We start from the raw sequence: 26324 nt of genomic DNA, 5'->3' as shown, positions 1-26324 counted from the left end.
GTTAGCTTAGCGTAAGAACGCTTCGTGTAAACCACCGTCTACACTAATTACTTGACCTGTTGTTTTACTTAACTGACCTGAAACCATTAAATAAGCAGCTTCTGCTTGATCAGCTGGCGTAATTGGAGACTTAGTTAATGTACGTTGTGCATAGAACATCGCTAATTTATCACGTAATTCATCATCTGAATCTGCTTCAGAAAACTCAACGTTGTACTTAGTTAATGAAGCAATTACACGATCACGTGGGAACATGGTGCTACCCTTAACAACCGTCGCTGGTGCTAAACCATTAACGTTAACTAATGGCGCTAGTTCAACCGCTAATTCACGTACTAAGTGGTTAGCTGCGGCTTTCGATGTGTCGTAAGCTAATGAACCTGCTTTAGCAACTGCTGCGTTAACACTAGTAGTTAATACTAATGCACCTTTTAAGCCTTGTGCTTTCCAGATTTCGTTTGCTTCAGTACCAACGATATAACCACCTTTAACGTTAACAGCAAAGCTAACATCAAATTGTTGGTCGTTGCTCATACCTGCTTGACCTGGGGCTAAGAAAACACCCGCAGTTACGATAACTTTATCAATACCACCGTAAGCTAATGTAACTTGCTCAAACATTTTTTGAACGCTTGCACGGTCAGTAATGTTAACTTCTTGAGCGATTGCTGGGCCACAACCTGAAATGCCAGTACCGGCAACACCAATGCCTTGACCGTAAATAGCCGTTAATTCATCAGCTGTTTTTTGTGCTGCTTCAAAACGTAAATCAGCACAAACAACGTGAGCGCCTTCTTTAGCTACACGGAAAGCTGTTTCTTTACCAATACCGTCACCAGCACCAACAACTACAACGATGTCACGCGCTAATGGCGCTTCTTTTGGCATACGTTGTAACTTAGCTTCTTCTAATGCCCAGTATTCAATATCGAATGCTTCTTGTTGTGGTAATGCTGTGTACTCACTGATAGCTTCAGCACCACGCATAACTTCAATGGCACAGTTGTAGAATTCAGTAGTAACACGTGATTCAGATTTGTTTTTACCCCAACCAATAATACCAACACCTGGAATTAAGATAACTGTTGGGCTTGGATCACGCATCGCTGGTGAATCATCACGCTTACACGCGTCATAATAAGCTTTATAATCAATACGATATTGCTCAATACCGGCATTTAATTTTTCAACTAATACGTCAAAATCATCAGTAGCAGGGTTAAAGTCAACATATAAAGGTTGAATTTTAGTACGTAAGAAGTGGTCAGGACATGAAGTACCTAATTTAGCTAAACGAGGTGCATCAACACTGTTTACGAAACGTAATGCGGTTTCATCTGATTGAACTGTTGCAATAAATTTAACTTTATTTGATAAGATACCACGAGCAACAGGTAAGAATTTAGCAAGTAATTCAGTACGTGCTTCTTCTGATAAGCTTTCTACTTTAGCACCGCCAAAAGTCATTTCACCTTTGTCGTGCTCTTCAATATAACGTGCTGCCGTTTCGATAACCCATAAAGAAGTTTCGTAACAGCTTTTGCTTTCGCTTTCCCAGTTAGTGTGGCCATGCTGGCCTAATAAAATACCGATACTGTCTGGTTTTGCTGCATAAGCTTCTTCACATACTTTAGCTGCTTCCCAACCTGGACGCATCCAAGGTACGTAGGCCATTTTACCGCCCCATACTTTTTCAGTTAATGCTTCTTGATCTTTACAAGAGGCAATAGCGATAACCGCGTTCGGGTGTAAATGGTCAACATGCTTATCGGCAATCATTGAGTGTAAAGGTGTATCAATTGATGATGCGCGAGGGTTCAAGCAAAAGTTACAGTGCTTGTACATACCAATCATGGCATCTTCACCGGCTTGCTTATAACCTTTGTCATCACGTGCTTGATAAGTTGCATCTAACGCGTTTAATTTACCTTGGTATAAAGAAGAAAAGTTTTCAACTTTTGCCGTACGTAAATCGCCACCTGAGCCTTTAACCCAAAGAACTTCAACTTGCTCACCCGTTAATGGGTCAGTTTCCATTAATTTTGCCGAGGTATTACCACCACCGGTGTTAGTAATACGTTGGTCTGCGCCGAGGATGTTTGAGCGGTAAACGAGGCTTTCAATTGGTGACAACTTATCCGCAACGGCGTCATCCCAATTATAATCAACATGCTTAAATTCACTTTTTTTGCTTGGCATCTCTGTTCAACTCCAACTAGTAACAGTCTAATAAAATTTATAGATAAAATAATTTCTACTAATACTACAGATAAAGAAAACAGAGTCAAGCATAATCAATCATATCCACTCACAAAAACCACAATTATTTTATAATGAGCGAAATTAAAACAAATAATTTTAATAACATAGCTAAAATTGAAGCTAAAAAATATTTTTTGATCTGTACCTATTTTATTTAATCAAACCAGAGAAATGCACCAGAAACGGGCACTTAGAGAGATATCTATTGCCTTAACCACAGGCAAAAAAGCTAAATTATAAACTTTTCAACTAACAGTGAACCACTGCATAAAAACCATAACCACCTGAAAATAAAGTATAAAAATTAAAAAAGATTAAAAATAAACATTATTTGTTTATTTATGATTTAAATATGATTCATATTGAATAAAATAACCACTAGGGTCTGTTTATCTTTGTTTAATAATTCAGCTGAGAGATAAAATCGTTTTAATCAAGGCTGAAATTATGTCGTTTAGTCATCTAAACCAATAATTTTTAACGCCGAGTAAAGCGATTTTAGCCTCAGCCCACAGGGCAATGGCTATTTTTTGCGTTAGCTGCATTAGAATTTCACTCATTTGGAACAACCAAACAACGTTCATTCTGCTTTGCTACCACTTAAAATAGCCTATTGCTGAAAATATAAACAAAGAGCAACAGACCCTAAAACAAAGCCGTTTCAATCCGCCTAATTATGAAGGTTTTTGTTATCTATTGAGTTTTAATCTGTAGGAAAATGTGGAGAGTAAGGACTGAATAATAAAATAAAAAGGTGATCCAAAATCACCTTTTTATTTTAAAAGTTTATATATTAGCTAGCTAACCGCTTAAGCCATGCTTGTTTATAAGCAGCTAAACCTGCAACTTGGCTAGCATCAACCGCAACCGTGTTAACTTGGCAATCAGCACCATGCCAATTAGTTAAACAAGCCGCACCTTGCACCGTACCCGTTGTATCAGTTGAAAGGTTTACTTTTTGTGCTGTTCTTAATTGTGCAAGCAATGAACATAATTGTGGGTTTTTAAGTAACACACCTTCAATATAGATGTCACCTTGAGCCGCTAATTGCTCTAGTTGGTAATCAATCATTAATGCACAATACAACGAGGCTAACGCAACGCCTTTGATTTTTGATACATCACCAATGATTTCACCTTCGCGTGCACCAAATGGCCCACTACCACCGCTAAAATCAGGTAAAATATAAATGTCTTGTTCAATAATGCTTTCAATATCAGATAAGTCATAAGGATCGGAAACTTGAGCTCCCGTTAATTGACAAATGGTGTCAAACTCTCGACCGCCCATAAAGCGACCACAAGCAATCGGTTTACCTGTTGCGTCAATATTCGCTAACATATCTTGATTTGGCATTAACGCATTTAACGCCACATTGGCCGCCATAGTGATCGTCCAAGTACCGGTAGAAATAACCGTGAATGGTGCATCATTCTGACTTAAGCGATAACGTAAAAAGCTAGCATTACTATCATGAATACCTGCATGGATTTGACAATCTTCTGGCAAGCCTAATTCTTTTGCTAAATCTGGCAGTACACAACCGACCGGCTCCCATGCCGGTACAACGGTTGGAAATAAATTTTGCCAGCCTTTTTGCTTAACTAATGACGAATAACCCCAATCATCCATTGACCATAAATCGGTATGACAGCCTAATGACGTGATTTCTGAGACTTTTTGCCCAGTTAAGCGCCACGCCCAATATTGCGGATACATTAAAATATCCGTTGTTTTAGCAAAAGCTTCTGGATACTTCTTTTGTAGCCAAAATAGCTGTTTACCTAAATTTAAGCCAGCAGGTAAATCAGGTGAATAAGTTTCATTAAAGTCAGGCTTAACTATTTGGTATTCATCGTTTAGCTCATCAATACCGGTATATTCATAGTCTAAAATTGGCAGCACTAAGTTTTGCGCTTCACTATTAATAAGAGCAGCAGTAGCGCCGTGGGTGGTTACCGTCATAGCTGAAATAACAAACTTAGCTGTCGCTTCTTTTATACCTGAAGTAACCCACTGCCAAAGGAAGTCAACATCAACCATTGGGTAGTTACCTGATGTATCAACAACATTGTCGGCTTCTTTTGAAAAAACGGCTTCATAATCCGCATTTAAAACATAAAGTTTGATATGGGTTTTACCAATATCAATAATAAGAATATTTTTAGGTACTGGAGTGTTAGTCATACTATATAGCTAGCCTAGTAAAATTATTGCGCTAGATTAAGCAAAATAACAAAAATAATCAATATCAATCACAAGTATTCGCAATAAATTTATTTTTCAATTTAATTAGTCGATATTTTAGCGGTATTTATTAGTGTTACTCTAAAAGCGTGATTCATAAATCCTTTATTTTTATTCGCCTTACAGCCAAAAAACAACAATTAGAAGTCAAAATTTGTCTTTTTTAATCAATATATGCTAACGTATTATGTAATTGTATATAATAAAATAAATAGATAAAATATGAATAATCTGCTAGAAAATGCCTCGCTCAAGGGAAATAGTTTACCAATGTTAGAAAAACATAGACAGCAATTGATTAAAGATATTTTAGATCAACAGCAATTTGCCAGTGTTCGTAGTTTAACTGAAAAGTTAAGCGCTTCAGAAGCAACCATTCGTCGCGATATTACTAAAATGTCTGCTCGCGGAGAAATTAAAAAGATCCGTGGTGGTGCTGAATCTGTTAATGGTTCACCGAAGAAAAAGCATATTTCTAGCTCGGCATTTATTGTTGATAAAAACAAACGTCCAACCACTAAGCGATTAATCGCTAAAAGAGCAGTTGAGCTTTGTCAAAATGGTGATTCTATTATCATCAATGGTGGTAGCTCAACTTACATGATGGGCGAGTATTTATGTGCCTTACAATTGAACATATTAACTAACTCGTTTGTGTTAGCTAACTATATTACTGAAAACAGTGATAATCAGGTAACACTACCTGGTGGTGAGATTTACCGTGAACAAGGTATTATTCTTAGCTCTTACGAAAAAGACAGTACAGAGTACTATCATGGCGCTATGATGTTCATGGGAACACCGGGTATTGGTGAGTTTGGTGTGATGGAGTCTGATCCACTATTAATACGCTCTGAGCAAAAGTTAAAAAAACAAACTGAAAAACTGGTTATTTTAGCGGATAGCACTAAATTAGGTAAACGTAGCAACTTCATCTTTTGCCCACTCTCTGAAGTTGATATCTTAATTACAGACTCTAACGCTGAGCCTGAATTAATTAAATATTTTGAAAGTCATGATATTGAAGTGATTGTTGTTGAAGCAGTTGATGAAGATTAAAGCTACCGTTTAACAATAAATTTGATATTACTAATAGATAAAAAAAGTACTCATTTGAGTACTTTTTTTATCTCCGGTGTTTGATCCTTGTACAGAAATTTAGTCCTTGTACATTTTATAACCCAGCCTGTTGTTGTATATTCATAGGTAATCGGGTTATTTCTCTAATTTTCATCTGACGATAATATAATTCAGCTCCCTCAGATTGAATTTGAATTTGCCCTGAATCAAGCTTTTTACCAGCATTGTTAATAGAACCCTCAATCACCATGACCACTTCGTTATTAACAACAAATACTGCCATATCATTAACCGCATATAAATCTAAGGTGTTCCAGTGACCATGCGGAGCATCAAGCTCTTTACTTGCCATAGTATAACCTTTAGTTAAACGCGCTGGCATGTCAGGGTTATATTGATAAAGTTTTGCCATTTTTTCACTACGCACCTGAGCAGCAGGACCTGCTAATGGTATATAGTCGCCAATATCTGTTTCTTGAATTTGAAACTCTTGGCAAGCTTTCCAAACATTCCAAAAAACACCGTGTTCACCACGACAATGAAATAATATACCGCTGTCTCGTTTTGCCGTTAAACGTGGTGCCCACTTTTGCTCACCCCATTTAAATTGGGTCCTAAAATGGTAGTTTTGATAATTTTTTAAGGTTGTTAAGCCTCCATAAATTTCACCGGTAATTTTTAATACGGGCTGGCCTGCCTCCTCAATCACAGTAAACACTTGTTTAACATCGTTATCTAACCCCATTCCTGAGCCAATGTTGGTTTTTAAGTTATCCGCTTGGTAAGTACCCTCAGGTAAGCCCGTTACAGATTTATGCGGTACCCCCATCCACACTTCCCATTGACTTAAGTTTTTATCTAACAATGGCTGCCAACCGCTATTCTTGTGCATTGCACTGCAACTTGATAGCAAAAAAGCGAGTGAGATCATCCCCGTTTTAGCGATAGTCGTGAATTGCTGCATGTTATTTTTTATCCTTGTTTTTTATGCTGATAAAAAAGCACTAAGTAACTTTAGCTAGTTAGTTAGTGCTTTAATAGATGACTCTATTTATCTCTGGTTTTAATCGAGAGCTTTAATCGAGTGCTTTTATGGACTCTTGAGTATATGGAGAGGTTTGAGTTTTTGTTTTTCTCCGTATTTTACTAACCATTTCAGGTGTGATTGGGCTAGCACTATTTTGCCATTCATTACGGATATAAGTCGCAATATCGGCTAAATCTTGATCATCAATGGTATTGTTATTGTCTAAACCTGGCATCGTCATTGGTGAATTAAACTTTTGTTTATTAACCGTTATTGGCCCTGTAAAACCATGTAATAAAATAGCAATTAATCTTTGTTCAGCCCCCGTTACCCATTCACTGTTGTTAACAGGTGGAATAATAGCGTTGCCATCACCATCTGCACCATGACAACCAAAACATCCAACTTCACCATGATACATCGCTTTACCACGTTCAAAGCTTGCTTTCATTGCAGGCGTTAGTGCTTTTTTTACTTTTTCTTTGGTTTGGAAATTTGCCACAGCAAGAATGCGATCTACCGTTGTTTGTGATACAGCTAAAACACCTTGCTTGCCTTGAGCATTTAAAAAGTTAAGTTCTTGCTCTGCTAAACTTGCAATGACAAAGTCGTTAACACCAAACTGATTAACAATAATCGACATACCTGACCACACTTGATGACGAGCAAGAGCAAAAACTAACGCATTAGCAGCAAACTGATCTACATGTCTTGCTTGCGCTAACAACCATTGATTAACATCTGCTGACGGCGCTAAGAACTCAGCTAAACGATAAGCACTTTGCTTAACTTGGCTATGAGCATTTTCAGCCGCTTGTGATAATGTTGCTAACTCAACAACACCAAGGCCCTCTAAGGTCCATAATGCTTTGATTTGCGCAAGATGGTTATCATGATTTTTTGCCATTTCCGTTAACGCTGGTACAGCCGAGTGATCCTGTTTCATCACAAGTAACTGTTGCGCCATATCACGATGCCAACCATTGCTATGAGCTAAAAAAGGCACTAATTCAATCGCTGATAAACCATCTAAATAGTCAACCTTAGATAAAGGTGAATTTTTATATTTTAAACGATATAAACGACCAATATGGCGATTACGCTCTAAGTCACGTTGTTTAATTTGATCCGCTAAATAACTGGTTAAAAAGGTACGGTGTTGAAGTATGCCATGATAAAAATCAACCAAAGTAATCGTTCCATCAGGCGCATTACGGGCATTAACAGGTCTGAAACGTTCATCAGTTGAAGCAACAATTTCTTGCTTGTCGAACAGATTTGACCCCGTCACTACACCATTTTTTTCAACAAGTTTATTCGCTTTAATTAAATTACCTGCTGGCTCTTGTACTAAACCAATACCGTAATATTCAGCTGGGTACTGATCACCGCGATAAATTAGTGGCCCACAAGCAGCTGTATGATTTTTTAAACTAAAATCTTCACGATAATTTGAACGTTGATAACCTCGGTTAATCCCTGGGTTAACACGTACAGGATAAACATCAGTAGTACCTACTGCCTGCTTTAATAAAGTAGGAGGGAATTTATGCTTTTTGTTACGTTGGGCAATATTCGGTAAAAAAGACGTTGTCTGTAAAGGTGTTGAATTATGATTAAAATACAAACGACCATAATCATCTTGGCTTAAACCAAATTGACCACGAAATTCACTTTTTGCTCGCACCATTTTCCAGTAGTTATTACGATAAATTTCTTTACTATCGCTTGGAATATTCGCCGTTAAAGGATAAGCACGATAGCGTTTATCTGATTTAGCACTGTAGTACCAATTATCTAAATTAAATAATAAACCATTAGTTTTATGTTCAAGGTTACCGCCCTTAGCATAAGTTTTATCTACCATCTCCGTTTTTACATGAGTAAATTCACCGTCTTTTTCACTTAGCTCACTAAAAAACAAACTTTCGTTGTCTGCCCATAAAATACCTTTATCAATAAAAGCAAAAGCGCGTGGTAACACAATTTTTTCAACCACTACTTGGCGTTTGTCCATTTCACCGTCATTGTTGGTGTCAGTTAAAACCACTATTTGGCTTTGTTTTAGAAATTCATTATTACCTTCAACATCCGGCATAAAAGTCGTCATTTCTACCGCCCAAACACGGCCAGCAGCATCATACTCAATAATGATAGGGTCAAATATTAACGGCTCTTTGGCTACCACTTGTAATTCAAAATCTTGATGAACATGAAATGATTCAAGCGCTTGCTCAATAGTTAAGATAGGAGCTTTGGGTATTAACTCTTTAGGAACAACCTCTTCCATAACATCATTTGGTCGATCACCAGGGCTCTTTTTTACCACAGCGGTTGTTTGTTCATTTGCCAAAGAAGTAAAGCTGAAAGTACTGCTCAATAGTAGCAGCGAAGACAACACAGAAAACACTTTCATATTTTTTATGACCTAAGTTATACGCATAATACGTAATTTATCGTTGATGCATTCTAACCAATCAAGATTATTTATCAACAAAACACGATTGACTATGATTGATTTAGATTTAAATTTAGTTTTCTTTAAATAATTTAACTTGTTTACTTATTAATCTGGCCTGTATATACTCAACCCGTTAATTATTCTTATCTTGTTTATTTAACCGATGTGCCAATCATATTTTTATAATATAGTTTTATAGATTGTCATTATCGTGTTTTGCCTTTCCCTTTCACAGTTAGTCATCACTCAAAAATATTAAGCTTAAATTATTGTCTGAGTTTCAAGAAAATCTCGTTAAAATTGATGTAGTTATATATCAAAAGTTTTTCCGTACAATAATATAGCTTTTCTAGTTCATGCGCTTAAGCGCACTAAAAAGAGTTTTATTATGTCTTATACATACCATGGTCAGGTGTATTCAATACAATCGCCGATCAGCTCCATTTCAGTAAATAAACGCAATGTGGTTATTACTGATCAAAGTGGTAGCAAATTAATCAAGTTTACCAATGTAAACGATTCAAAGTGTTTTTTAGCTTGGCTCTACCAAGCGTAATTTAATAGCGTTACCTCACATGAGGTAACGTTTATTCGTAGTCATTATTCTTCTTACTCTCGTCATTTTTATTTTTCTTTGTTATCCGCTCTTGCTCTTGAATTAATATGATATATTCATCCTTACGAAGATTTTATTAATACAAAAAAGTAACAAACAATAATATGAGAAAAACAGATAAAAAAATTGAGCAACAGCTCATCGCTGCGCTAACTCAGGTTTGTGAAAACGCCCTCAAAGAACTGACTGGCTTTCAGTGGTTAACTCACTTAGTTCAATACCCTAAGGTAGAAAACACGTTAAAAATTATTTGTGTGTTTGACACCAAAGCGAATCTTGCGCTCTTTAACGCTGATAGCAAAAATCAACAAAAACTGAACTCACACATTCAAACTGAACTTGCCAGCATCAATATCAAGCTAAAAAATATCAATCGTCATATTTTTTATGATAGTGAAGAAGCATGTTCTTTTGAACATAATGGCAATTGGGCGAGCCGATTAAACAATAACTAACTTGAATTCGGAATAACTAAATTCGCTAAGTCTGCTAAAACTAAGTTAGCAATAATACAAAAAAGAAGTTATCTCTATGATCGCACGTAAATATCACCGCCTTGTTTTTTCATTTTTTATGTCTTTTTTAATGTCAGGCATTATGTCTTTTGTTATTAGTATTTTTAATTTAGGCTTTATTGACGGAATTTTGTTTATTTGGCTAAAAGCTTGGGGCTTTGCTTTTACTATTGCTTTTCCAACCATCATCTTAGTATCACCTATCGTTTTTAAGCTCGTAGAATTAGTATTAACAAAAGAGCCTGAGACAAAACCTTAATACTGAAAATAAAAAACCAGCATCAGTGAAATCACTAATGCTGGTTTTCTGTTAAAGTGAACCTAATTAACTATTTAACCTGTATTACGTAAACCTGTCGCAATACCAGCAATACTAACCATTAACGCTCGCTCCATGCTCACTTCTAATGGCGCATCACTACCTGCATGGCGTGCTCGTTGTAAAAGTTCCATTTGGATTAGGTGCAACGGCTCTAAATATCCTGAGCGAATATTCATTGATTCTTTACCTGAAACATCCTTAGCCATCACTTCGGTTTGACCTAACAAACGCAATAATAATTGCTGACTTTGTGCTAACTCTGTTCGTAAATTTTCACCAAAATAGCGTAAATCATCTGGCACTAATTTTTCATCATATTTAGCGGCAATTTGTTGATTGGCTTTCATAAATACCATTTCAAGCATAGATAACCGTGAAGCAAAAAATGGCCATTCATTCATCATTTCTTTCATGATTTTTTCATGATCATTATCTAACGCCACTTGAAAAGCTTTCATAACACCTAACCATGCAGGCAGTACCAAACGATTTTGTGCCCAAGCAAAAATCCAAGGAATAGCACGTAAACTTTCAACGCCACCATTAGGTTTACGCTTAGATGGACGGCTACCTAATGGGAGCTTAGACAACTCTAGCTCAGGTGTTGCGGCACGGAAATAAGCAACAAAATTAGGATCATCACGTACAATAGCGCGATAATTATCACAAGCATCATTTGCCATCGCTGTAATAACATCACGCCAAGCTTGTTTTGGTGCCGGTGGTGGTAACATTAACGCTTCTAATATTGCACTGGCATACAGTGAAAAGCTATGTTGTGCCAATGGCTCAGTACCAAACTTATAGCGAATGGTTTCACCTTGCTCTGTCACTCGTAAACCACCTAAACAAGAGCCTGGCGGTTGTGAGAATATGGCACCATAAGCCGGTAAACCACCACGGCCAATCGTACCTCCACGACCATGGAATAAAGTTAAAGAAACATTGTAACTTTCAGCTAACGCTACTAATGACTCTTGAGATTGATACTGTGCCCAACCTGCTGCTAAGGCGCCAGCATCTTTCGCGGAATCAGAATAACCTATCATCACGTACTGATGACTTTGGATAAAACCACGGTACCAATCTATCGCTAATAATTGGCTCATGCTGTCGTGAGCATTGTTTAAGTCATCTAAGGTTTCAAATAATGGTGCTACTGGCATTGGCCAAGAAATACCTGACTCTTGTAATAACAAATGTACAGCTAAAACATCAGAGGGCTTACGCGCCATTGATATAATATAAATACCTAAGGCTTCTTGGTTCTGTTGGGCAACAACTTGGCAGCTAGCGAGTACTTCTTTAACTTCGTCAGAAGGCTGCCAATTACGAGGAATAAGTGGTCGTTTAGAGTTTAGTTCTCGTAATAAAAAGGCTTGTTTGTCTTGCTCTGACCATTCACTGTAATCACCAATACCTAAATAACGAGTTAATTCACTAAAAACATCCGCGTGACGATCAGAGTCTTGGCGAATATCAAGTTTTAATAAATTAATGCCAAAACAATAAGCACGGCGAATGGTATCTAACAATAAGCTATTGGCAATACCACTCATGCCTTGGCTTAACAATGAGTGATAACATAATTCTAACGGCTCGGTTAAATCGACCTGATTTTCAATACCGACAACAATATTTGACGTTTGGCCTTGTAAATAAGCTTCAATACCGTCATACGTTTTGATTAATTTGGCTTTTAAATCGCCTAATATTGCTCGATACGGTTCGCGATCATCACCTACTTGCTGACGAAGATCGTCTGAGCAATCTTCCATTGACAGTTCGATATAAAGCTTTTCAACATCGTTTAAAAATAACTGTGTTGCGCGCTGTTTAGCTAATAGTAATACTTTTTCGGTAACTTTAGAGGTAACAAAAGGGTTGCCATCACGATCTCCCCCCATCCAAGAGCCAAAACGCACAAGGTTAGAATTTAACGGTAAGCTGATGTTAAATTCGTTTGATAATTGTTTATCAAATTTACGAATAAAATCAGGTACAGCTTGCCATAGAGAACTTTCAATAACAGAAAAGCCCCACTGTGCTTCATCTACCGGCGTTGGTCTTTCAACCCTTATTTCATCGGTATGCCATGCTTGGCTGATCAATTCAGCAATACGTGCTTCAATTTTTTCACGTTGTTCTTCAGTTAAATTATCTACATGTAATTCTGACAGACATTCAGCTAAACGTGCATATTTATAGATTAAGGTTCGACGCGTAACTTCTGTAGGATGTGCCGTTAATACTAATTCTATTGATAATTTATCAACCGCTTGCGCTAAACTCATTTCCGTTGCGGGCTTACTTTTTAATTTATCAAAAAAATCATTGAGCGGGTCTTGATCAAAACAATTAGCTACCGTATTTTCTTGCTCAGCTAGGTTAGCTAAATTTAAAAACTGTGAAAAAGCACGGCCAATTGTTAAAAGCTCATCATTCGACATCGCTTTAAACGCTTGCTGTAATTTATCCGTACTTTGGCTATCACCTTCAGAAGACTTTCGTCCTTGTTTACGGATACTTTCAATTTTATCCAACCATTCATCACCTAAATGCTCTTGAATAATATAACCAAGCTCACTACCTAAATAACGCACCATGTCGATAAATGAATCATCAATGCCTTTTTGCATTTTTATACTCCGTAAAAATTAGTCTTAACAATTTGCTAAAGAACCATAAGCTTAGTATATGGGGCTTAACCAATAGAATACAATTACATCTAACAATTAAAGTTTATCAAAATTTAGCTGAAATATTGCAAACCTAACGCTAGCTACTTTGACAGAAAACTTAACTTATCGCCACGATCAAAAAAGCCTGAACAACTTTCATTGTTCAGGCTTTTTTCTAAGCTAAATAAAGTAAGGTTTAACTTACTTTTTACCCAACTTCTCTTTGATACGTGCTTTCTTACCAGAAAGGTCACGAAGATAGTAAAGTTTAGCTTGACGTACGTCACCGCGACGTTTAACTGCAATTGAGTCAACTAATGGGCTATGTGTCTGGAATACACGCTCAACACCAACACCGTTCGAAATTTTACGAACAGTGAATGCAGAATGTAAGCCACGGTTTTTAATAGCGATTACAACACCTTCAAACGCTTGAAGACGTTCTTTATCACCTTCTTTAACTTTTACTTGTACCACAACCGTATCCGATGGTGCGAATGCTGGTACGTCAGTTTTCATTTGCTCTTTTTCGAGCTGATCAATAATATTGCTCATAATACCTTCTTCCTAGAGTTCACAGTCTGGTGAAACAAATTAGTTACTGTTTTTAATTTTCAGTAACATCTGCTCTTGCTCAGCTGTCAGAGCTAGGTCAGTTAAAAGTTCTGGTCTTCTGGTCCATGTTCTTTCTAATGACTTAAATAGCCGCCATTGTCGAATTTTTTCATGATCACCACTTAATAAAACCTTAGGTACTGATTGTGCTTCTGGAGAAGCGTCTTCAAGTACTTCTGGCCTAGTGTAATGTGGACAATCTAATAAGCCGTCAGAAAATGAATCCTGCTCAGCTGATTGTTGATGTCCTAATACACCAGGAATAAACCGTGCTACTGCGTCGATTAAGGTCATTGCCGGTAATTCACCGCCACTTAACACATAATCGCCGATTGACCATTCTTCATCTATTTCAGATTGAATGATACGCTCGTCTATTCCTTCGTATCGTCCGGCAATTAATATCAGACGATCCGACTGTGATAATTCACAAACACCCGCTTGGCTTAACTTACGTCCCTGCGGTGACATATAAATAACCTTCGCTTTTTTACCATCCACTTCAGCCGCTTGTCGCGCTGCATGAATAGCATCTCGCAATGGTTGAACCATCATTAACATCCCTGGTCCGCCGCCGTAAGGTCGGTCGTCCACAGTACGATGCTTATCATGGGTAAAGTCTCTTGGATTCCACGTGTGAAATTCAATTAACCCATTACGAATCGCTCGGCCAGTCACCCCATACTCGGTTATTGCGTCAAACATTTCTGGAAAAAGGCTGATCACCCCAATCCATAATTTATTGTCACTCACAAGTTAGAAACCTGGGTCCCAGTCAACTTCAATTTGTTTATTTTCTTGGCTAACGTTAAGAACAACTTGGTCTAAAAGATACGGAATTAAACGCTCTTTTTTACCAAAACCGTCATTAAAATTTGCCTTCACAACCAATACGTCATTAGCACCGGTTTCCATCATGTCGGAAACCACACCCAAGTCATAACCATTAGAGGTGATAACTTGCATACCCATTAAGTCTTTCCAGTAAAACTCACCTTCCGGCAATTCTGGTAATTCTTCTGGGCGTACTGATATTTCAAAACCAACCAAGCTTTGTGCTTGATCTCGATCGTCAATGCCAGCAACTTTAGCAATTAAGCCATTATTATGTCTGCGCCAATCAGTAACATTTGCTGATTGTGATTTTTCACCTAAATTTAACGACCAAGGTGCATAGTCAAATATAGCTTCAGGATCATCAGTAAATGAATGAATCTTTAACCAACCTTTAATGCCGTAAACTGCGCCTACTTTACCAAGGGTTAATTTTTCCACACCACTCACTTTTGGCTCCTAAGTACAAAATTGTACAATTAATTAAGCAGCCGCTTGCGCGTCTTTAACTAACTTAGCTACACGGTCAGATAAACCAGCGCCTTGACCAACCCAGTGGTTGATACGATCTAAGTCTAAACGTAAACGTTCAGCTTGACCTTGAGCTGTAGGATTAAAAAAACCAATTTTCTCGATGAAACGACCGTCACGAGAATTACGACTATCAGCTACTACTACCTGATAGAATGGACGCTTTTTAGCGCCACCACGAGCTAAACGAATGGTAACCATATCGTCCTCTATTTGTTTAAATGTTAATACGAATTTTCCAGACACTTCCATCGCCTAGGCGACAGAAAAGCCCGCGTATTCTACGCTTTTTAATAAATAAAGCAAGTATAATATAGGGCAGTTAAACCAAGTACTTTACTTGATTCAACCGCTAGTTGATAAAACACAATTAGTGGGGAATTTAACTAACCTGAGTTTGGAGTAAGAAATTAGCTAACAATATAAAACTCAAATACTTTTGATACTACACCTATTCTAGCTTGATGTTTTTTCTTATTACAGGGCAAAAGTACAAGGCAAATTTGAGCGTCAATAACGAGCCTCGGCTTTAGTTCAAACGTCGCTCTACCTTCCCCATCCATGGGGCGTATTGCAATCAAATTTAACGCAGTAATAAGGAAAAACAGCTGCTAGAAAGCAAGTTGTTACCCCGAGTTCGGGTTAACTACTTTCTTTTTTTAGCTTAATAATTAAATCAATATGAGGGATAAGTTCTTCTATTTCCTGAATATGGCTACGTAACGCCTGCCATTGGCTTAACTCTAACTTGCCTGAGTTTAGAATGGCTTGTTTAAGCTCACTCACTAATGAGTTATTTTCTTGCTGTTCAATAAACTCATTAATATGCAGTAATTTATCAATATCTGCTTGGCTAATAATATCTTTTGTTTGTGCCATAAAATACTCAATTTTTAAAACGTCTAATAAAAAGGTAGCTTATTTATTACTAAATAACAGCTACCTTTTTATTTTATTATTTTTTAATTTGTTTGAATAACAAATTTCTTGTATTAACGGCCAAACATACCGCCGCCACCGCCCATGCCTGGAGGCATCATGCCTTTCATGCTACGCATCATTTTTTGCATGCCACCTTTACCTGACATTTTTTTCATCATTTTTTGCATTTGCATAAATTGTTTTAATAATTTATTTACGTCTTGTATCTGGGTACCTGAACCGTTAGCAATACGACGCTTACGAGAACCTTTAATAATATCAGGACGTTGACGTTCTGCAGGTGTCATAGAGTTAATAATGGCTTCCATACGACCGGTCATTTTATCATCCATTTGACCTTTAACTTGCTCAGACATATTACCCATACCCGGTAATTTATCCATTAAGCCCATCATGCCGCCCATGTTTTTCATTTGTACCAACTGATCACGAAAATCTTCTAAATCAAACCCTTTTCCTGATTTAACTTTTTTCGCTAATTTTTCAGCTTGTTTACGATCAACTTTTTGCTCAACTTCTTCGATCAGAGATAAAACATCACCCATGCCCAAAATACGAGAGGCAATACGATCAGGATGAAAAGCTTCTAACGCATCTGTTTTTTCACCGACACCCATAAATTTAATAGGTTTACCGGTAATATGACGAATAGATAAGGCTGCACCACCACGGGCGTCACCATCCGTTTTAGTTAAGATAACACCAGTCAACGGTAAAGCATCGTTAAATGCTTTTGCTGTGTTAGCCGCATCTTGCCCTGTCATTGCATCAACAGTAAATAAGGTTTCTACTGGGTTAATTGCACTATGAAGATCTTTGATTTCGCTCATCATGTCATCATCAACATGTAAACGACCGGCAGTATCAACAATCACCACATCGTGAAATTGTTTTTTTGCATGGGCAATGGCAGCATTAGCAATATCAATCGGTTTTTGGCTAATATCACTTGGGAAAAACTCAACCTCAACTTCACTTGCTAAGGTTTCAAGTTGCTTAATAGCTGCTGGACGATAAACATCAGCACTTACTACAAGCACTTTTTTCTTTTCACGAGTTTTTAAGAATTTAGCGAGCTTAGCCACCGAGGTGGTTTTACCTGCACCTTGTAAACCTGCCATTAACACAATTGCCGGTGGCACGGCTTTCAAGTCTAATGCTTCGTTAACCTCACCCATGGCAGTTTCTAGTTCACTTTGAACTATTTTTACAAACACTTGCCCTGGCGTTAAACTTTTTGAAACATCTTGCCCAACGGCCCGCTCTTTAACATTTTTGATAAAATCACGAACAACAGGTAAAGCTACATCAGCTTCTAATAAAGCCATACGTACTTCACGTAAAGTATCTTTAATATTGTCTTCGGTTAAGCGACCTCGACCGCTAATGTTTTTTAGCGACTTGGTTAAGCGATCAGAAAGATTTTCAAACATGAATAACTCAGTAAATTAAATTAATGGATGCAATATATTATTGATAACGAGCTGCAATTTAAAATTGCAATATGCCGCTATTATAACCTTAGGTAAAATAAGCGAAAGCATAAATTAGTAAGATAAGGCGAAATATCATTATTTCAAGGGATGAATTCTTTTGATAAGTTGTTTACCAAGCAGAAAAACAGCTGTTACTATAGAGCAATGCTTAATTAAAAAGCGATGATTTATAAAGAGTGATGATTTAATGACAGACTCGATGGACAATTTTACAGCAACAATACTTTTACTTATCAATAACTTTATTGACTTAACTATGGAAGCAAGTCCGTGGTTATTATTAGGTTTATTCATTGCCGGTTTAATGAAGTATTGGTTACCCGCTAAAATTTTAAGTCATCACCTTGGTCATGGTAAATTAGCTATTATTAAAGCCGCTTTTATTGGTGCTCCGCTGCCACTATGTTCATGTGGCGTAATTCCTGTTGCTGCGGAATTAAGACGCAGTGGCGCATCAAAGTCAGCAACCGCTTCATTTTTAGTTGCGACACCTGAAACTGGCGTAGACTCAATTACCGTTTCATACGCCATGTTAGGCCCTGTTTTTGCCATATTTAGGCCGGTTGCCGCTATCTCATCCGCCATCATTACAGGGATTTTGGTAAGCTTTGATAAGACCGAAGAACTTGCTGAAAAACAAACGAACAACAATAGCAGCAGTTCATGTTGCGCAAGCCAAAAAAGTAAAGTAAACGAAGTAAAAACCAGTTGTTGTGGGACAACCAGCGCAGCAAAGCCGCTTTCAGCGGTAACTAAATCATTAAAAGGTATGCAGTATGCGGCAACACGTTTAATTGATGATTTAATTATCTGGTTAGTTATAGGTTTAGTGTTCGCCACCTTAGTGAAAACCTTTGTGCCATTAGCTTGGTTAACCTATTACGGTAGCGGTTTAGCGGCCATGTTAGTGATGATTGTTATTTCCATTCCCATGTACATTTGTGCCACCGCTTCAACACCTATTGCTGCCGGCCTTTTATTAGCGGGTATTTCACCAGGTACTGCGCTTGTCTTTATGTTAGCTGGCCCAGCAACGAATATTTCAACGCTTGGCGTGATAAAAAAAGAAATGGGTGCAAGTACGCTTTATCGTTATTTATCCGGTGTTATTCTTTCGGCATTATTTTTTGGTTATTTATTGGATTATCTTGTTAATTTTTGGGCGATTGATGTTAATCAACACATGCAACATAGTCATGAAATAGTGCCTGATTTTATTGCTGTTGCTTCGAGTTTATTACTATTATTTTTAGCAATTTCACCAATACGCAACTTATTCATTAAACCTTTGCATTAATTCATTACAAAACATGGCGTTAATAATCGAATCTGATAGAATCGAATGCTCAGATAAAACTAAGCCGTTTTAAGCCTTAGTTTTATCGTTAAATTTATATCTTGGAGATTTTCGTGGACTTGTTTATCGCAAGCACAACATTTGCGTTTGTCGCTTACGCTATTGCAACTTTCGCAATTTTAACGCGTTTGTTGTCGCCGCTTGGACCTAATATCAAGTTAGTTATCGGCTTTGGTTGTTTAGCAATTATTGCTCATAGCTTTTCGTTAAGCCAACAGTTGTTTTCTGCTGCGCAAATTAACTTTAACCTGCCAAATGTTATTGCCTTGGTAAGTTTAGTGATCACCAGCACAGTAACCTTAGTTGCATTAAAATTTAAAATTAATTTATTACTTCCTGTTACCTATGGCTTCGCCGCTTTGTGGCAATTATTACTGGTATTTATTCCACCGGTGAATCAAATTGTTTTATCAGCCAATAGCTTTATTATGGTTACCCATATTACCTTGGCGTTAGTGGCTTACTGTATTTTGGTGATCGCGACCTTGTATGCTTTTCAAGTAAAATACATTAATAGTAAATTAAAGGGCAAAGACTTATCCGCCGTTAATCACTTACCACCACTAATGCAGGTGGAAAATCAGCTCTTTATCATCTTAACTTTGGGTACCATCAGTTTATTTGCTAGTGAAACTATCGGTTTAATTTTTCTCGATAATTTTTTTGCTAAAGCACAACTACACAAAACAGTATTATCTCTAGTGGCCCTATTCATTTATGTCATTACATTATGGGGACATTACCAACAAGGTTGGCGCGGTCATCGCGTATTAACTTTAACTACCACAGCAACGGCTATATTAACGTTAGCTTATTTTGGTAGCCGATTTGTGAAAGAATTTCTCATCGCTTGATAATTAATGTATAAATAACCCCTGCTGTTTACTCAGCCATAATTTAAGAAAACAGGATCATTTTTTTGGACGACATATCAACCAACATGCTATTTATCGCCTTAGGCGTATTAGTAGTTATTTCTGCTTATTTTTCTAGCTCTGAAACCGGTATGATGTCGCTTAACCGCTATAAGCTGCGTCATCTTGAAAAACAAAACCATAAAGGTGCCAAACGGGTTACTAAACTATTAAACCACCCTGATAAACTAATTGGTTTAATATTAATTGGTAACAACTTAGTGAATATTGCCGCTTCTGCTATCGCAACCATTATTGGTATGCGTTTATTTGGCGATGTTGGTGTATTTTATGCGACCTTAATTTTAACCTTAGTGATCTTAATTTTTGCTGAGGTAACACCAAAAACCTTAGCGGCTTTGTATCCTGAAAAAATCGCTTTTCCAAGTTCAATTTTATTAACCTTGTTATTAAAGGTGTTATACCCGTTAGTATTTTTAACTAACGCAATCACCAATGGAATATTACGATTATTACGGATTAACCAAGATCAAACAGAGCACCATAGCTTAAGCACTGAAGAATTAAGAACCGTAGTTTTTGAATCAAGCGCGCTAATTCATGAACGTGATCAAAGCATGTTAATGAGTATTCTTGATCTAGAAAAAGTCACCGTTGAAGACATTATGATCCCACGTAATGAGCTCTCAGGTATTGATATTAATGCTGATTGGCGTTTGATCCAAAAACAACTAACCCATTCTACCCATACCCGCGTATTACTTTATCGTGACAATATTGATGATGTAGTCGGTTATGTTCACGTTCGTGACGCTTTAAAATTATTATCTAAAAATCAGTTTACCAAAGCGAGTTTGTTACGCGCGGTACGAAAGCTGTATTTTATTCCTGAAGGGACATCACTGAACGTGCAATTATTAAAATTCCAAGATGCCAAAGAGCGCTTAGGATTAGTAGTTGATGAATACGGTGATATTCAAGGCTTAGTAACACTTGAAGATATCTTAGAAGAAATTGTTGGTGACTTTACTACTACCATGACACCAGCCCCTTCTGATGAAATTCAGCCTCAACCTGATGGTAGTGTACTGGTTGATGGTGGTGTCAGTATTCGCGAAATGAACAAAGAAATGGCATGGCATTTCCCAACGGATGGCCCTAAAACCTTAAATGGTTTAATTGTAGAAATATTAGAAGATATACCACAAGCAAAATTAAGTTTACGTATTGCAGGTTACCCTGTTGAAATAATTGAAGTTAGCGACAACATGATCCAAACCGTACGCGTGATGCCTGATTATTACGTTAAAACTAAACATTTGGTTGAATAAAGTCTATTGAGCAATAATGAATAAATGACCATTAATTCTTAAACTGCTCAGGCAAAAAATAGATCACTAGATCACATTAACCTAACATTGCACTAACATATCTTTAACCCAAATTGGTAAGAGCAGCTACAGACCTTGTACACTATGGTTCGCATGGTATACAAGGTCTTTTTTTGTGGATAATATATAAGCAGACCAACTTTATACACAGGTTTACACACAAACCAAGAAGTAAAAGTTTATTTTCCACAATATCTGTGGATAACAAATCCGAGACCAATAAAGAATAGCCCTTCAGATTTGCAACGATTTTTATCAATTATTTTACATTTTTTTTCGTACTATTTTGGCACAAAAAATACATCTTCAAAGTGCTTTAAATTTCACGCTTACTTGTTCAAAAAATATTAATTTTAGTAAAAAATACAATCAATTCTGAGCATGACTGACTGAAACTCAACGGTCAGCGAAAGCGCTTCTATTTGGAATAAATAACTCTGCTAAAGCTGCGTATACGATAAACTAGCTAAAACTAGAAAAATACTAAAGCGACAGCTAAATATCAGCTAAAAACGGCATGCCACAAGAACAACTGACAAATATCGCCATACGGTACAGACTGCAATTCTATATATAAATAAAAATAAAAAAGTGCTCACTTACAAAAAACGGAGCCGAAGCTCCGTTACTTTTAACCAAAAAATAAGCGCCATAACCAGCTGCGGTTAAGATCATCTTCACAACTCTTTAATTGACTGCTATATATTCGCGCTCTTTGATCAACCTTACGAGCCACTTTAACCAGCCAAGCTTTTTTCTTATAAGTTTTGCGCTTAAAACCACCCCAACCCTCATGGTAATTTAAATATTGGTTATAACCGTCCCATTTAGAAACACCATTAACTTTTTGCGTTTTATAAATAAACCAAGCCATAAAATCGATAGCATCTTCAAAATCATCACGATCAGCCCCAGAATTACCTGTTTCGCGAATATAGTCTGACCAAGTCATACTCTTAGCTTGGGAATAACCATAAGCCGTGCTAACACGTCCCCACGGAATAAAACCTAATAAGTAATCTCGTGGCGGTAAAGCATCAGAGCGAAAAGAGCTTTCTTGATACATCATCGCCATAGGAATATGTATAGGTACTCCCCAACGTTCTCTGGCCGCTTTAGCATCAAAGTACCAATCTCGGTTTTCACGAAAGATAGCACAAAGGTTTTCAGGGTTCTTTGGTGGCGGTGTCGCACAGCCAATTAAGGTAGTAAGAATGAAAAAAAATAAAAAATAAATACGAATCATAAAAAATTAAAGATAAATAAAGTCGCCATATCATGCCAGAAAATCTTAAAATGTCACCCGAATATCAATAAATACTACGATCAATACACTTTAGCCTTAGCATTAGTGAGCAACTGTATCAGCAAAGTAAATAACCTGAACTGTTCCAATAAATTAAAAAATGTTTATCAATTGAACAATTATTTGAACTTATAACAAAAACCATGTTCTTACCTTGTGAAAGACTTTAATTTCCCTAAGTATTTCATGTTTTAAAGCGCATTTAAAATGCGCTTTTTTTTACCTGTTTTTTAGGGTCTGTTGCTCTTTGTTTATATTTTCAGCAATAGGCTATTTTAAGTGATAGCAAAGCAGAATGAAGGTTGTTTGCTTATTCCAAATGAGTGAATTCCAAATGAGTGAAATTCTAATGCAGCTAGCGCACAAAATAGCCATTGCACTATGCACTGAGGGCTGAGGCTAAAATCGCTTTACTGGGCGTTAAAATTATTGGTTTAGTTGACTAAACGACATAATTTCAGCCTTGATTAAAACGATTTTATCTCTCAGCTGGATTATTAAACAAAGATAAACAGACCCTAGCTAAGTTAATGAAAACAAGTGAAGAAAAATAAAATTTTAAAAAAAGTTAAAATATTTTTGAACTAATTTGTATTACACCACTCATACCTTATGAAAGTTTTAATCTCCCTTGTATGTAATATTGTATTTTCATGTTTTTAAACGCATCTTTAGATGCGTTTTTTTTGCCTATTTTTTTTTGCTAACCACCTAATACCATTCCGTATAAAAATAAAATCAAAAAAATTAAAATATTTTTGAACTAATTTATCTTCCACCACTCATACCTTATGAAAGTTTTAATCTCCCTTAGTATTTTCATGTTTTTAAACGCATTTTATAATGCGTTTTTTTTTGCCTGTTTTTTAGCTGAAAAATAAAACCTTCATCAAAGGCAAGCTACATTTAACCGCCTTTCTCTCAACAGGTTTTTATTAGCATAATTAATTACCTGATATGATAGAATTTTATCAGTAAGTTTCAGTCTATTGATTTATGAACATTCGGGTAATGGCTTGTTTAAAAAGCTTTTGCAGGTCTAATAAATTATTATAAGGTTCTCGTACATTGGATGATCGAACTCGTAAAGTAATCTATCGCATAACTTACCCAAATGGAAAAATATATATTGGTAAGGACTTAACGGATAGTATTAACTACTTTGGTAGTGCTGAAAGTAAACGCATTGCCAAAGATTTTACCAAAGCCGAACGAAATGACTTCACTATTAGAAAAGAAGTCATCTTTGAATCTGATGATGTAAAAGAAATTAATGCTATTGAGTCAAAACTGATACTAGAGCATTGTTCAAACAATCCAGAGATCGGATATAACCAATGGCCTAAGTTCAGCGAATAAACCTTACAACAAGTCAATTCAAAAAAGACATAAACATTTGGCTTTTACTCTTTCGTTGCTCATTTTAGTCAACTATATTTTGTTAATTAACAGGGCATTAGAGTGTATCAATTTTTATATGACTACTTTTTTATCATTCTTGATGAACTGAATAGGTATAAAACTGATTATGCGAAATACGCCTTAGCCTCAAATTTGAAGTGCAAAAAAACGTAATTATTCATAAAAACACCCCAGTGTTTTTTTAAATAACCAAATAAAATTAAAAAAATTAAAATATTTTTGAACTAATTGATATTCCACTACTCATACCTTATGAAAGTTTTAATCTCCCTTAGTATTTTCATGTTTTTAAACGCATTTTATAATGCGTTTTTTTTGCCTGTTTTTTAGCTAAGTTAATGAAAACAAGTAAAGTTAAATAAAATTAAAAAAGTTAAAATATTTTTGAACTAATTTATATTCCACTACTCTTACCTTGTGAAAGCTTAATTCCCCTTAATATTTCATGTTTTTAAACGCATCTTTAGATGCGTTTTTTTTATCTCTTTTTTGACACATGAAGTTTAAATAAAAAAATGGCGCTGATGTAAAACATAAGCGCCATTGGTAAAAACAAACTTGTTTATTCACACATAAATTTAATGGGTAAAATAATCAGCTAAAAACTCATCAAAGGTTAAGGTGTCATTCTTTTCTATTTCAGCTTGAGCTAGATGTGATTGTTTCGCGGTTTCAATAAAGTAATTTTCATCAAAAAATTGATAAGGTTGGTTTAATAAATTGCTTTTATACGTTTGTGCCTGTGTTAAAGCATAACCGGTTAAACTCACATTTTGCTCAACAATTAAATCGACAATTTTAGCTGATGGGGTCAGTTTAGCATCGTTAATTTTACTTAACTCACTTTCAAGTGCCACCAAATATTTATTCGATTGGTTCGCTTGATCTAATAATTGAGCAATCGCTTTCATTTCAGCAAAAATTTCATTACCCCAGTGTGGTATTGATTTTTCAACACCAAAATCAGACAACAACAAGGCAGGATCTCGCCCTTGATTAACAACGGCATCCATATTGTTGTCAAACTCTTGTTGTTGCTCACAGGCCAGTTCAGGGCTTGGTAATAAAGCACAATAAGTTAAGAATACATCAAGAAATAACACTTGCTCGGTAGTTATACCGGTTTGTGAAAATGGGTTAACGTCTAACGCGCGTACTTCGATATATTCAACACCACGGCGTTTTAACGCTTGAGAAGGTTTTTCACCTGATTCAGCAACCCGTTTAGGCCTGATAGGTGCATAAAGTTCATTTTCAATTTGTAATACATTACTATTTAATTGCTGATATTGGCCATCAACTTTAATACCAATTTTAGAAAACTCTTCCGATGATAAACTAATCGCTTTTTCTACTTGCGCAATATAACTTTCAATATTGTTATAACAAATATACAAAGCTGATTGTTCACTATTGGTATAACCTAAGTCACTCATTCGCAGTGAGGTTGCATACGGTAAATACATATAACCGTTAGCAGAAGTTTTAAACGGTAAGGCTGTTTTTTTGCCTTGTAAAAATGACGGACAAATAGCCGGTGAACTTCCGTATAAATAAGGGATCAACCAACAAAAGCGCTTATAATTTCTAATTAAGGCAAAATAGCGCTGAGAGATAAAGTCATTTAAGGGAGCTTGATTACCTTCAACTTCTTGGATCACTTGCCAAAACGACTTGGGTAATGAAAAGTTGAAATGAATACCGGCAATTACCTGCATCATAGAGCCGTAACGGTTTTTTAAACCTTGGCGATAAACCCGCTTCATTTTACCAATATTTGAATTACCGTAATTGGCCAATTCAATTTTATTCGCGTCTTTAACAAAGCACGGCATACTCATTGGCCATAAAAGTTCATCATCAATTTGTGATAAAACAAATTTATGAACATCTTCTAATTGAGTGATCGCTAGCTCAGGCGTATAACTGACTGGCGTTATAAACTCCATTAGGGTTTCGGAATAATCTGTCGTGATTTGTGGGTGAGTAAGTGCTGACCCTAAACTATTGTAATGAGAATGTGTTGATAACCGCCCTTCAGATAAAACACGAAGTGATTCTCTTTCAATACCTCGACCAATTTCTGTTAATGTAGAAAGATTATTAGGAAGGCTTAATGCCGAAATAAAATCCTGAATTGATTTAGTCAATGTGACTCCCGAACATTAAGTATTGCTAATCTCAAAGCTATTTGAGGGTAAAGTATTTATTTTCAATGGCTCGGCCTAAAAATAACGATAAAAATACAGTTGCCTTTATACCACAGCTATTGACCGGAGAATAAAGTAAATTGTTTCAATATTTTATTAGCCCAGTTAAAATCTGTTCCATATACTAACTGCT

Annotated in this window: 22 protein-coding genes; 8 read left to right on the top strand and 14 right to left on the bottom strand. The window is 36.4% G+C overall.

Features of this window, described 5'->3' with window-relative positions:
* Positions 1-6 precede the first annotated feature (6 nt).
* The 3 genes from ACSLUO_RS06560 to ACSLUO_RS06550 all read right to left on the bottom strand — a co-directional run bounded on the left by ACSLUO_RS06560 (position 7) and on the right by ACSLUO_RS06550 (position 4450).
* Positions 7-2199, bottom strand: coding sequence for a bifunctional rhamnulose-1-phosphate aldolase/short-chain dehydrogenase (locus ACSLUO_RS06560; RefSeq protein WP_448247267.1), 2193 nt, complete (start codon positions 2197-2199; stop codon positions 7-9).
* Between the two features lie 521 nt (positions 2200-2720).
* Positions 2721-2846 (bottom strand): hypothetical protein, encoded by a 126-nt coding sequence (locus tag ACSLUO_RS06555; RefSeq protein WP_448247265.1) that lies wholly within the window; start codon positions 2844-2846, stop codon positions 2721-2723.
* 209 nt (positions 2847-3055) lie between these two features.
* On the bottom strand, positions 3056-4450 hold the full coding sequence (locus ACSLUO_RS06550; protein ID WP_448247263.1) for an FGGY-family carbohydrate kinase: 1395 nt from the start codon (positions 4448-4450) through the stop codon (positions 3056-3058).
* A 282-nt stretch (positions 4451-4732) separates the two neighbouring features.
* Between ACSLUO_RS06550 and ACSLUO_RS06545 the strand changes: the two genes are divergently transcribed.
* Complete coding sequence (locus ACSLUO_RS06545; protein WP_448247261.1) at positions 4733-5569, top strand: DeoR/GlpR family DNA-binding transcription regulator; 837 nt, start codon at positions 4733-4735, stop codon at positions 5567-5569.
* A 115-nt stretch (positions 5570-5684) separates the two neighbouring features.
* Here ACSLUO_RS06545 and ACSLUO_RS06540 read toward each other — a convergent pair whose 3' ends face one another.
* Together ACSLUO_RS06540 and ACSLUO_RS06535 are read right to left on the bottom strand one after the other, a co-directional pair.
* Complete coding sequence (locus ACSLUO_RS06540) at positions 5685-6554, bottom strand: 3-keto-disaccharide hydrolase (RefSeq protein WP_448247259.1); 870 nt, start codon at positions 6552-6554, stop codon at positions 5685-5687.
* A 112-nt stretch (positions 6555-6666) separates the two neighbouring features.
* Positions 6667-9033 carry a PVC-type heme-binding CxxCH protein gene (locus ACSLUO_RS06535; protein WP_448247257.1) on the bottom strand — a complete coding sequence of 789 codons (2367 nt, stop codon included), beginning with the start codon at positions 9031-9033 and terminating at the stop codon, positions 6667-6669.
* Positions 9034-9466: 433 nt separating this feature from the next.
* Between ACSLUO_RS06535 and ACSLUO_RS06530 the strand changes: the two genes are divergently transcribed.
* The 3 genes from ACSLUO_RS06530 (at position 9467) to ACSLUO_RS06520 (ending at position 10468) form a co-directional block, all read left to right on the top strand.
* Complete coding sequence (locus tag ACSLUO_RS06530) at positions 9467-9634, top strand: hypothetical protein (RefSeq protein ID WP_448247255.1); 168 nt, start codon at positions 9467-9469, stop codon at positions 9632-9634.
* Between the two features lie 164 nt (positions 9635-9798).
* Positions 9799-10149 (top strand): Fis family transcriptional regulator, encoded by a 351-nt coding sequence (locus tag ACSLUO_RS06525; RefSeq protein WP_448247253.1) that lies wholly within the window; start codon positions 9799-9801, stop codon positions 10147-10149.
* 76 nt (positions 10150-10225) lie between these two features.
* Complete coding sequence (locus ACSLUO_RS06520) at positions 10226-10468, top strand: DUF2798 domain-containing protein (RefSeq protein WP_448247251.1); 243 nt, start codon at positions 10226-10228, stop codon at positions 10466-10468.
* 74 nt (positions 10469-10542) lie between these two features.
* Here ACSLUO_RS06520 and ppc read toward each other — a convergent pair whose 3' ends face one another.
* The 7 genes from ppc to ffh all read right to left on the bottom strand — a co-directional run bounded on the left by ppc (position 10543) and on the right by ffh (position 17567).
* A complete protein-coding gene (ppc, locus tag ACSLUO_RS06515) occupies positions 10543-13170 on the bottom strand; it encodes a phosphoenolpyruvate carboxylase (RefSeq protein ID WP_448247250.1) in 2628 nt (875 codons plus the stop codon).
* Positions 13171-13413: 243 nt separating this feature from the next.
* Positions 13414-13767 (bottom strand): 50S ribosomal protein L19, encoded by a 354-nt coding sequence (gene rplS, locus ACSLUO_RS06510; protein ID WP_448247248.1) that lies wholly within the window; start codon positions 13765-13767, stop codon positions 13414-13416.
* A 39-nt stretch (positions 13768-13806) separates the two neighbouring features.
* Complete coding sequence (gene trmD / locus ACSLUO_RS06505; RefSeq protein ID WP_448247246.1) at positions 13807-14580, bottom strand: tRNA (guanosine(37)-N1)-methyltransferase TrmD; 774 nt, start codon at positions 14578-14580, stop codon at positions 13807-13809.
* Between the two features lie 3 nt (positions 14581-14583).
* Positions 14584-15111: a ribosome maturation factor RimM gene (rimM, locus tag ACSLUO_RS06500; protein ID WP_448247245.1), complete on the bottom strand. Its 528-nt coding sequence runs from the start codon at positions 15109-15111 to the stop codon at positions 14584-14586.
* 33 nt (positions 15112-15144) lie between these two features.
* Entirely contained in the window at positions 15145-15393 is a 249-nt protein-coding gene (rpsP, locus tag ACSLUO_RS06495; RefSeq protein WP_448247526.1) for a 30S ribosomal protein S16, read from the bottom strand.
* Between the two features lie 441 nt (positions 15394-15834).
* On the bottom strand, positions 15835-16071 hold the full coding sequence (locus tag ACSLUO_RS06490; RefSeq protein ID WP_448247244.1) for a hypothetical protein: 237 nt from the start codon (positions 16069-16071) through the stop codon (positions 15835-15837).
* 113 nt (positions 16072-16184) lie between these two features.
* Positions 16185-17567, bottom strand: coding sequence for a signal recognition particle protein (gene ffh / locus ACSLUO_RS06485; RefSeq protein ID WP_448247242.1), 1383 nt, complete (start codon positions 17565-17567; stop codon positions 16185-16187).
* Between the two features lie 250 nt (positions 17568-17817).
* Here ffh and ACSLUO_RS06480 point away from each other — a divergent pair, with 250 nt between their 5' ends.
* The 3 genes from ACSLUO_RS06480 (at position 17818) to ACSLUO_RS06470 (ending at position 21193) form a co-directional block, all read left to right on the top strand.
* The gene (locus tag ACSLUO_RS06480; protein WP_448247240.1) at positions 17818-18927 is read left to right on the top strand and encodes an SO_0444 family Cu/Zn efflux transporter; all 1110 of its coding nucleotides are present in this window, start codon (positions 17818-17820) and stop codon (positions 18925-18927) included.
* Between the two features lie 113 nt (positions 18928-19040).
* Entirely contained in the window at positions 19041-19841 is an 801-nt protein-coding gene (locus ACSLUO_RS06475) for a cytochrome C assembly family protein (protein WP_448247238.1), read from the top strand.
* A 65-nt stretch (positions 19842-19906) separates the two neighbouring features.
* Positions 19907-21193 (top strand): HlyC/CorC family transporter, encoded by a 1287-nt coding sequence (locus ACSLUO_RS06470; protein ID WP_448247237.1) that lies wholly within the window; start codon positions 19907-19909, stop codon positions 21191-21193.
* Between the two features lie 691 nt (positions 21194-21884).
* Here ACSLUO_RS06470 and ACSLUO_RS06465 read toward each other — a convergent pair.
* Entirely contained in the window at positions 21885-22499 is a 615-nt protein-coding gene (locus ACSLUO_RS06465; protein WP_448247235.1) for a transglycosylase SLT domain-containing protein, read from the bottom strand.
* A 1128-nt stretch (positions 22500-23627) separates the two neighbouring features.
* Here ACSLUO_RS06465 and ACSLUO_RS06460 point away from each other — a divergent pair.
* Positions 23628-23918 carry a GIY-YIG nuclease family protein gene (locus ACSLUO_RS06460; protein WP_448247233.1) on the top strand — a complete coding sequence of 97 codons (291 nt, stop codon included), beginning with the start codon at positions 23628-23630 and terminating at the stop codon, positions 23916-23918.
* Positions 23919-24559: 641 nt separating this feature from the next.
* Here the strand turns inward: ACSLUO_RS06460 and gshA are convergent.
* Positions 24560-26131: a glutamate--cysteine ligase gene (gshA, locus tag ACSLUO_RS06455; RefSeq protein WP_448247231.1), complete on the bottom strand. Its 1572-nt coding sequence runs from the start codon at positions 26129-26131 to the stop codon at positions 24560-24562.
* Between the last annotated feature and the right edge of the window lie 193 nt (positions 26132-26324).

The organism is Thalassotalea agariperforans, from assembly GCF_053470345.1.
This window is presented reverse-complemented; position numbering and strand designations above follow the sequence as displayed.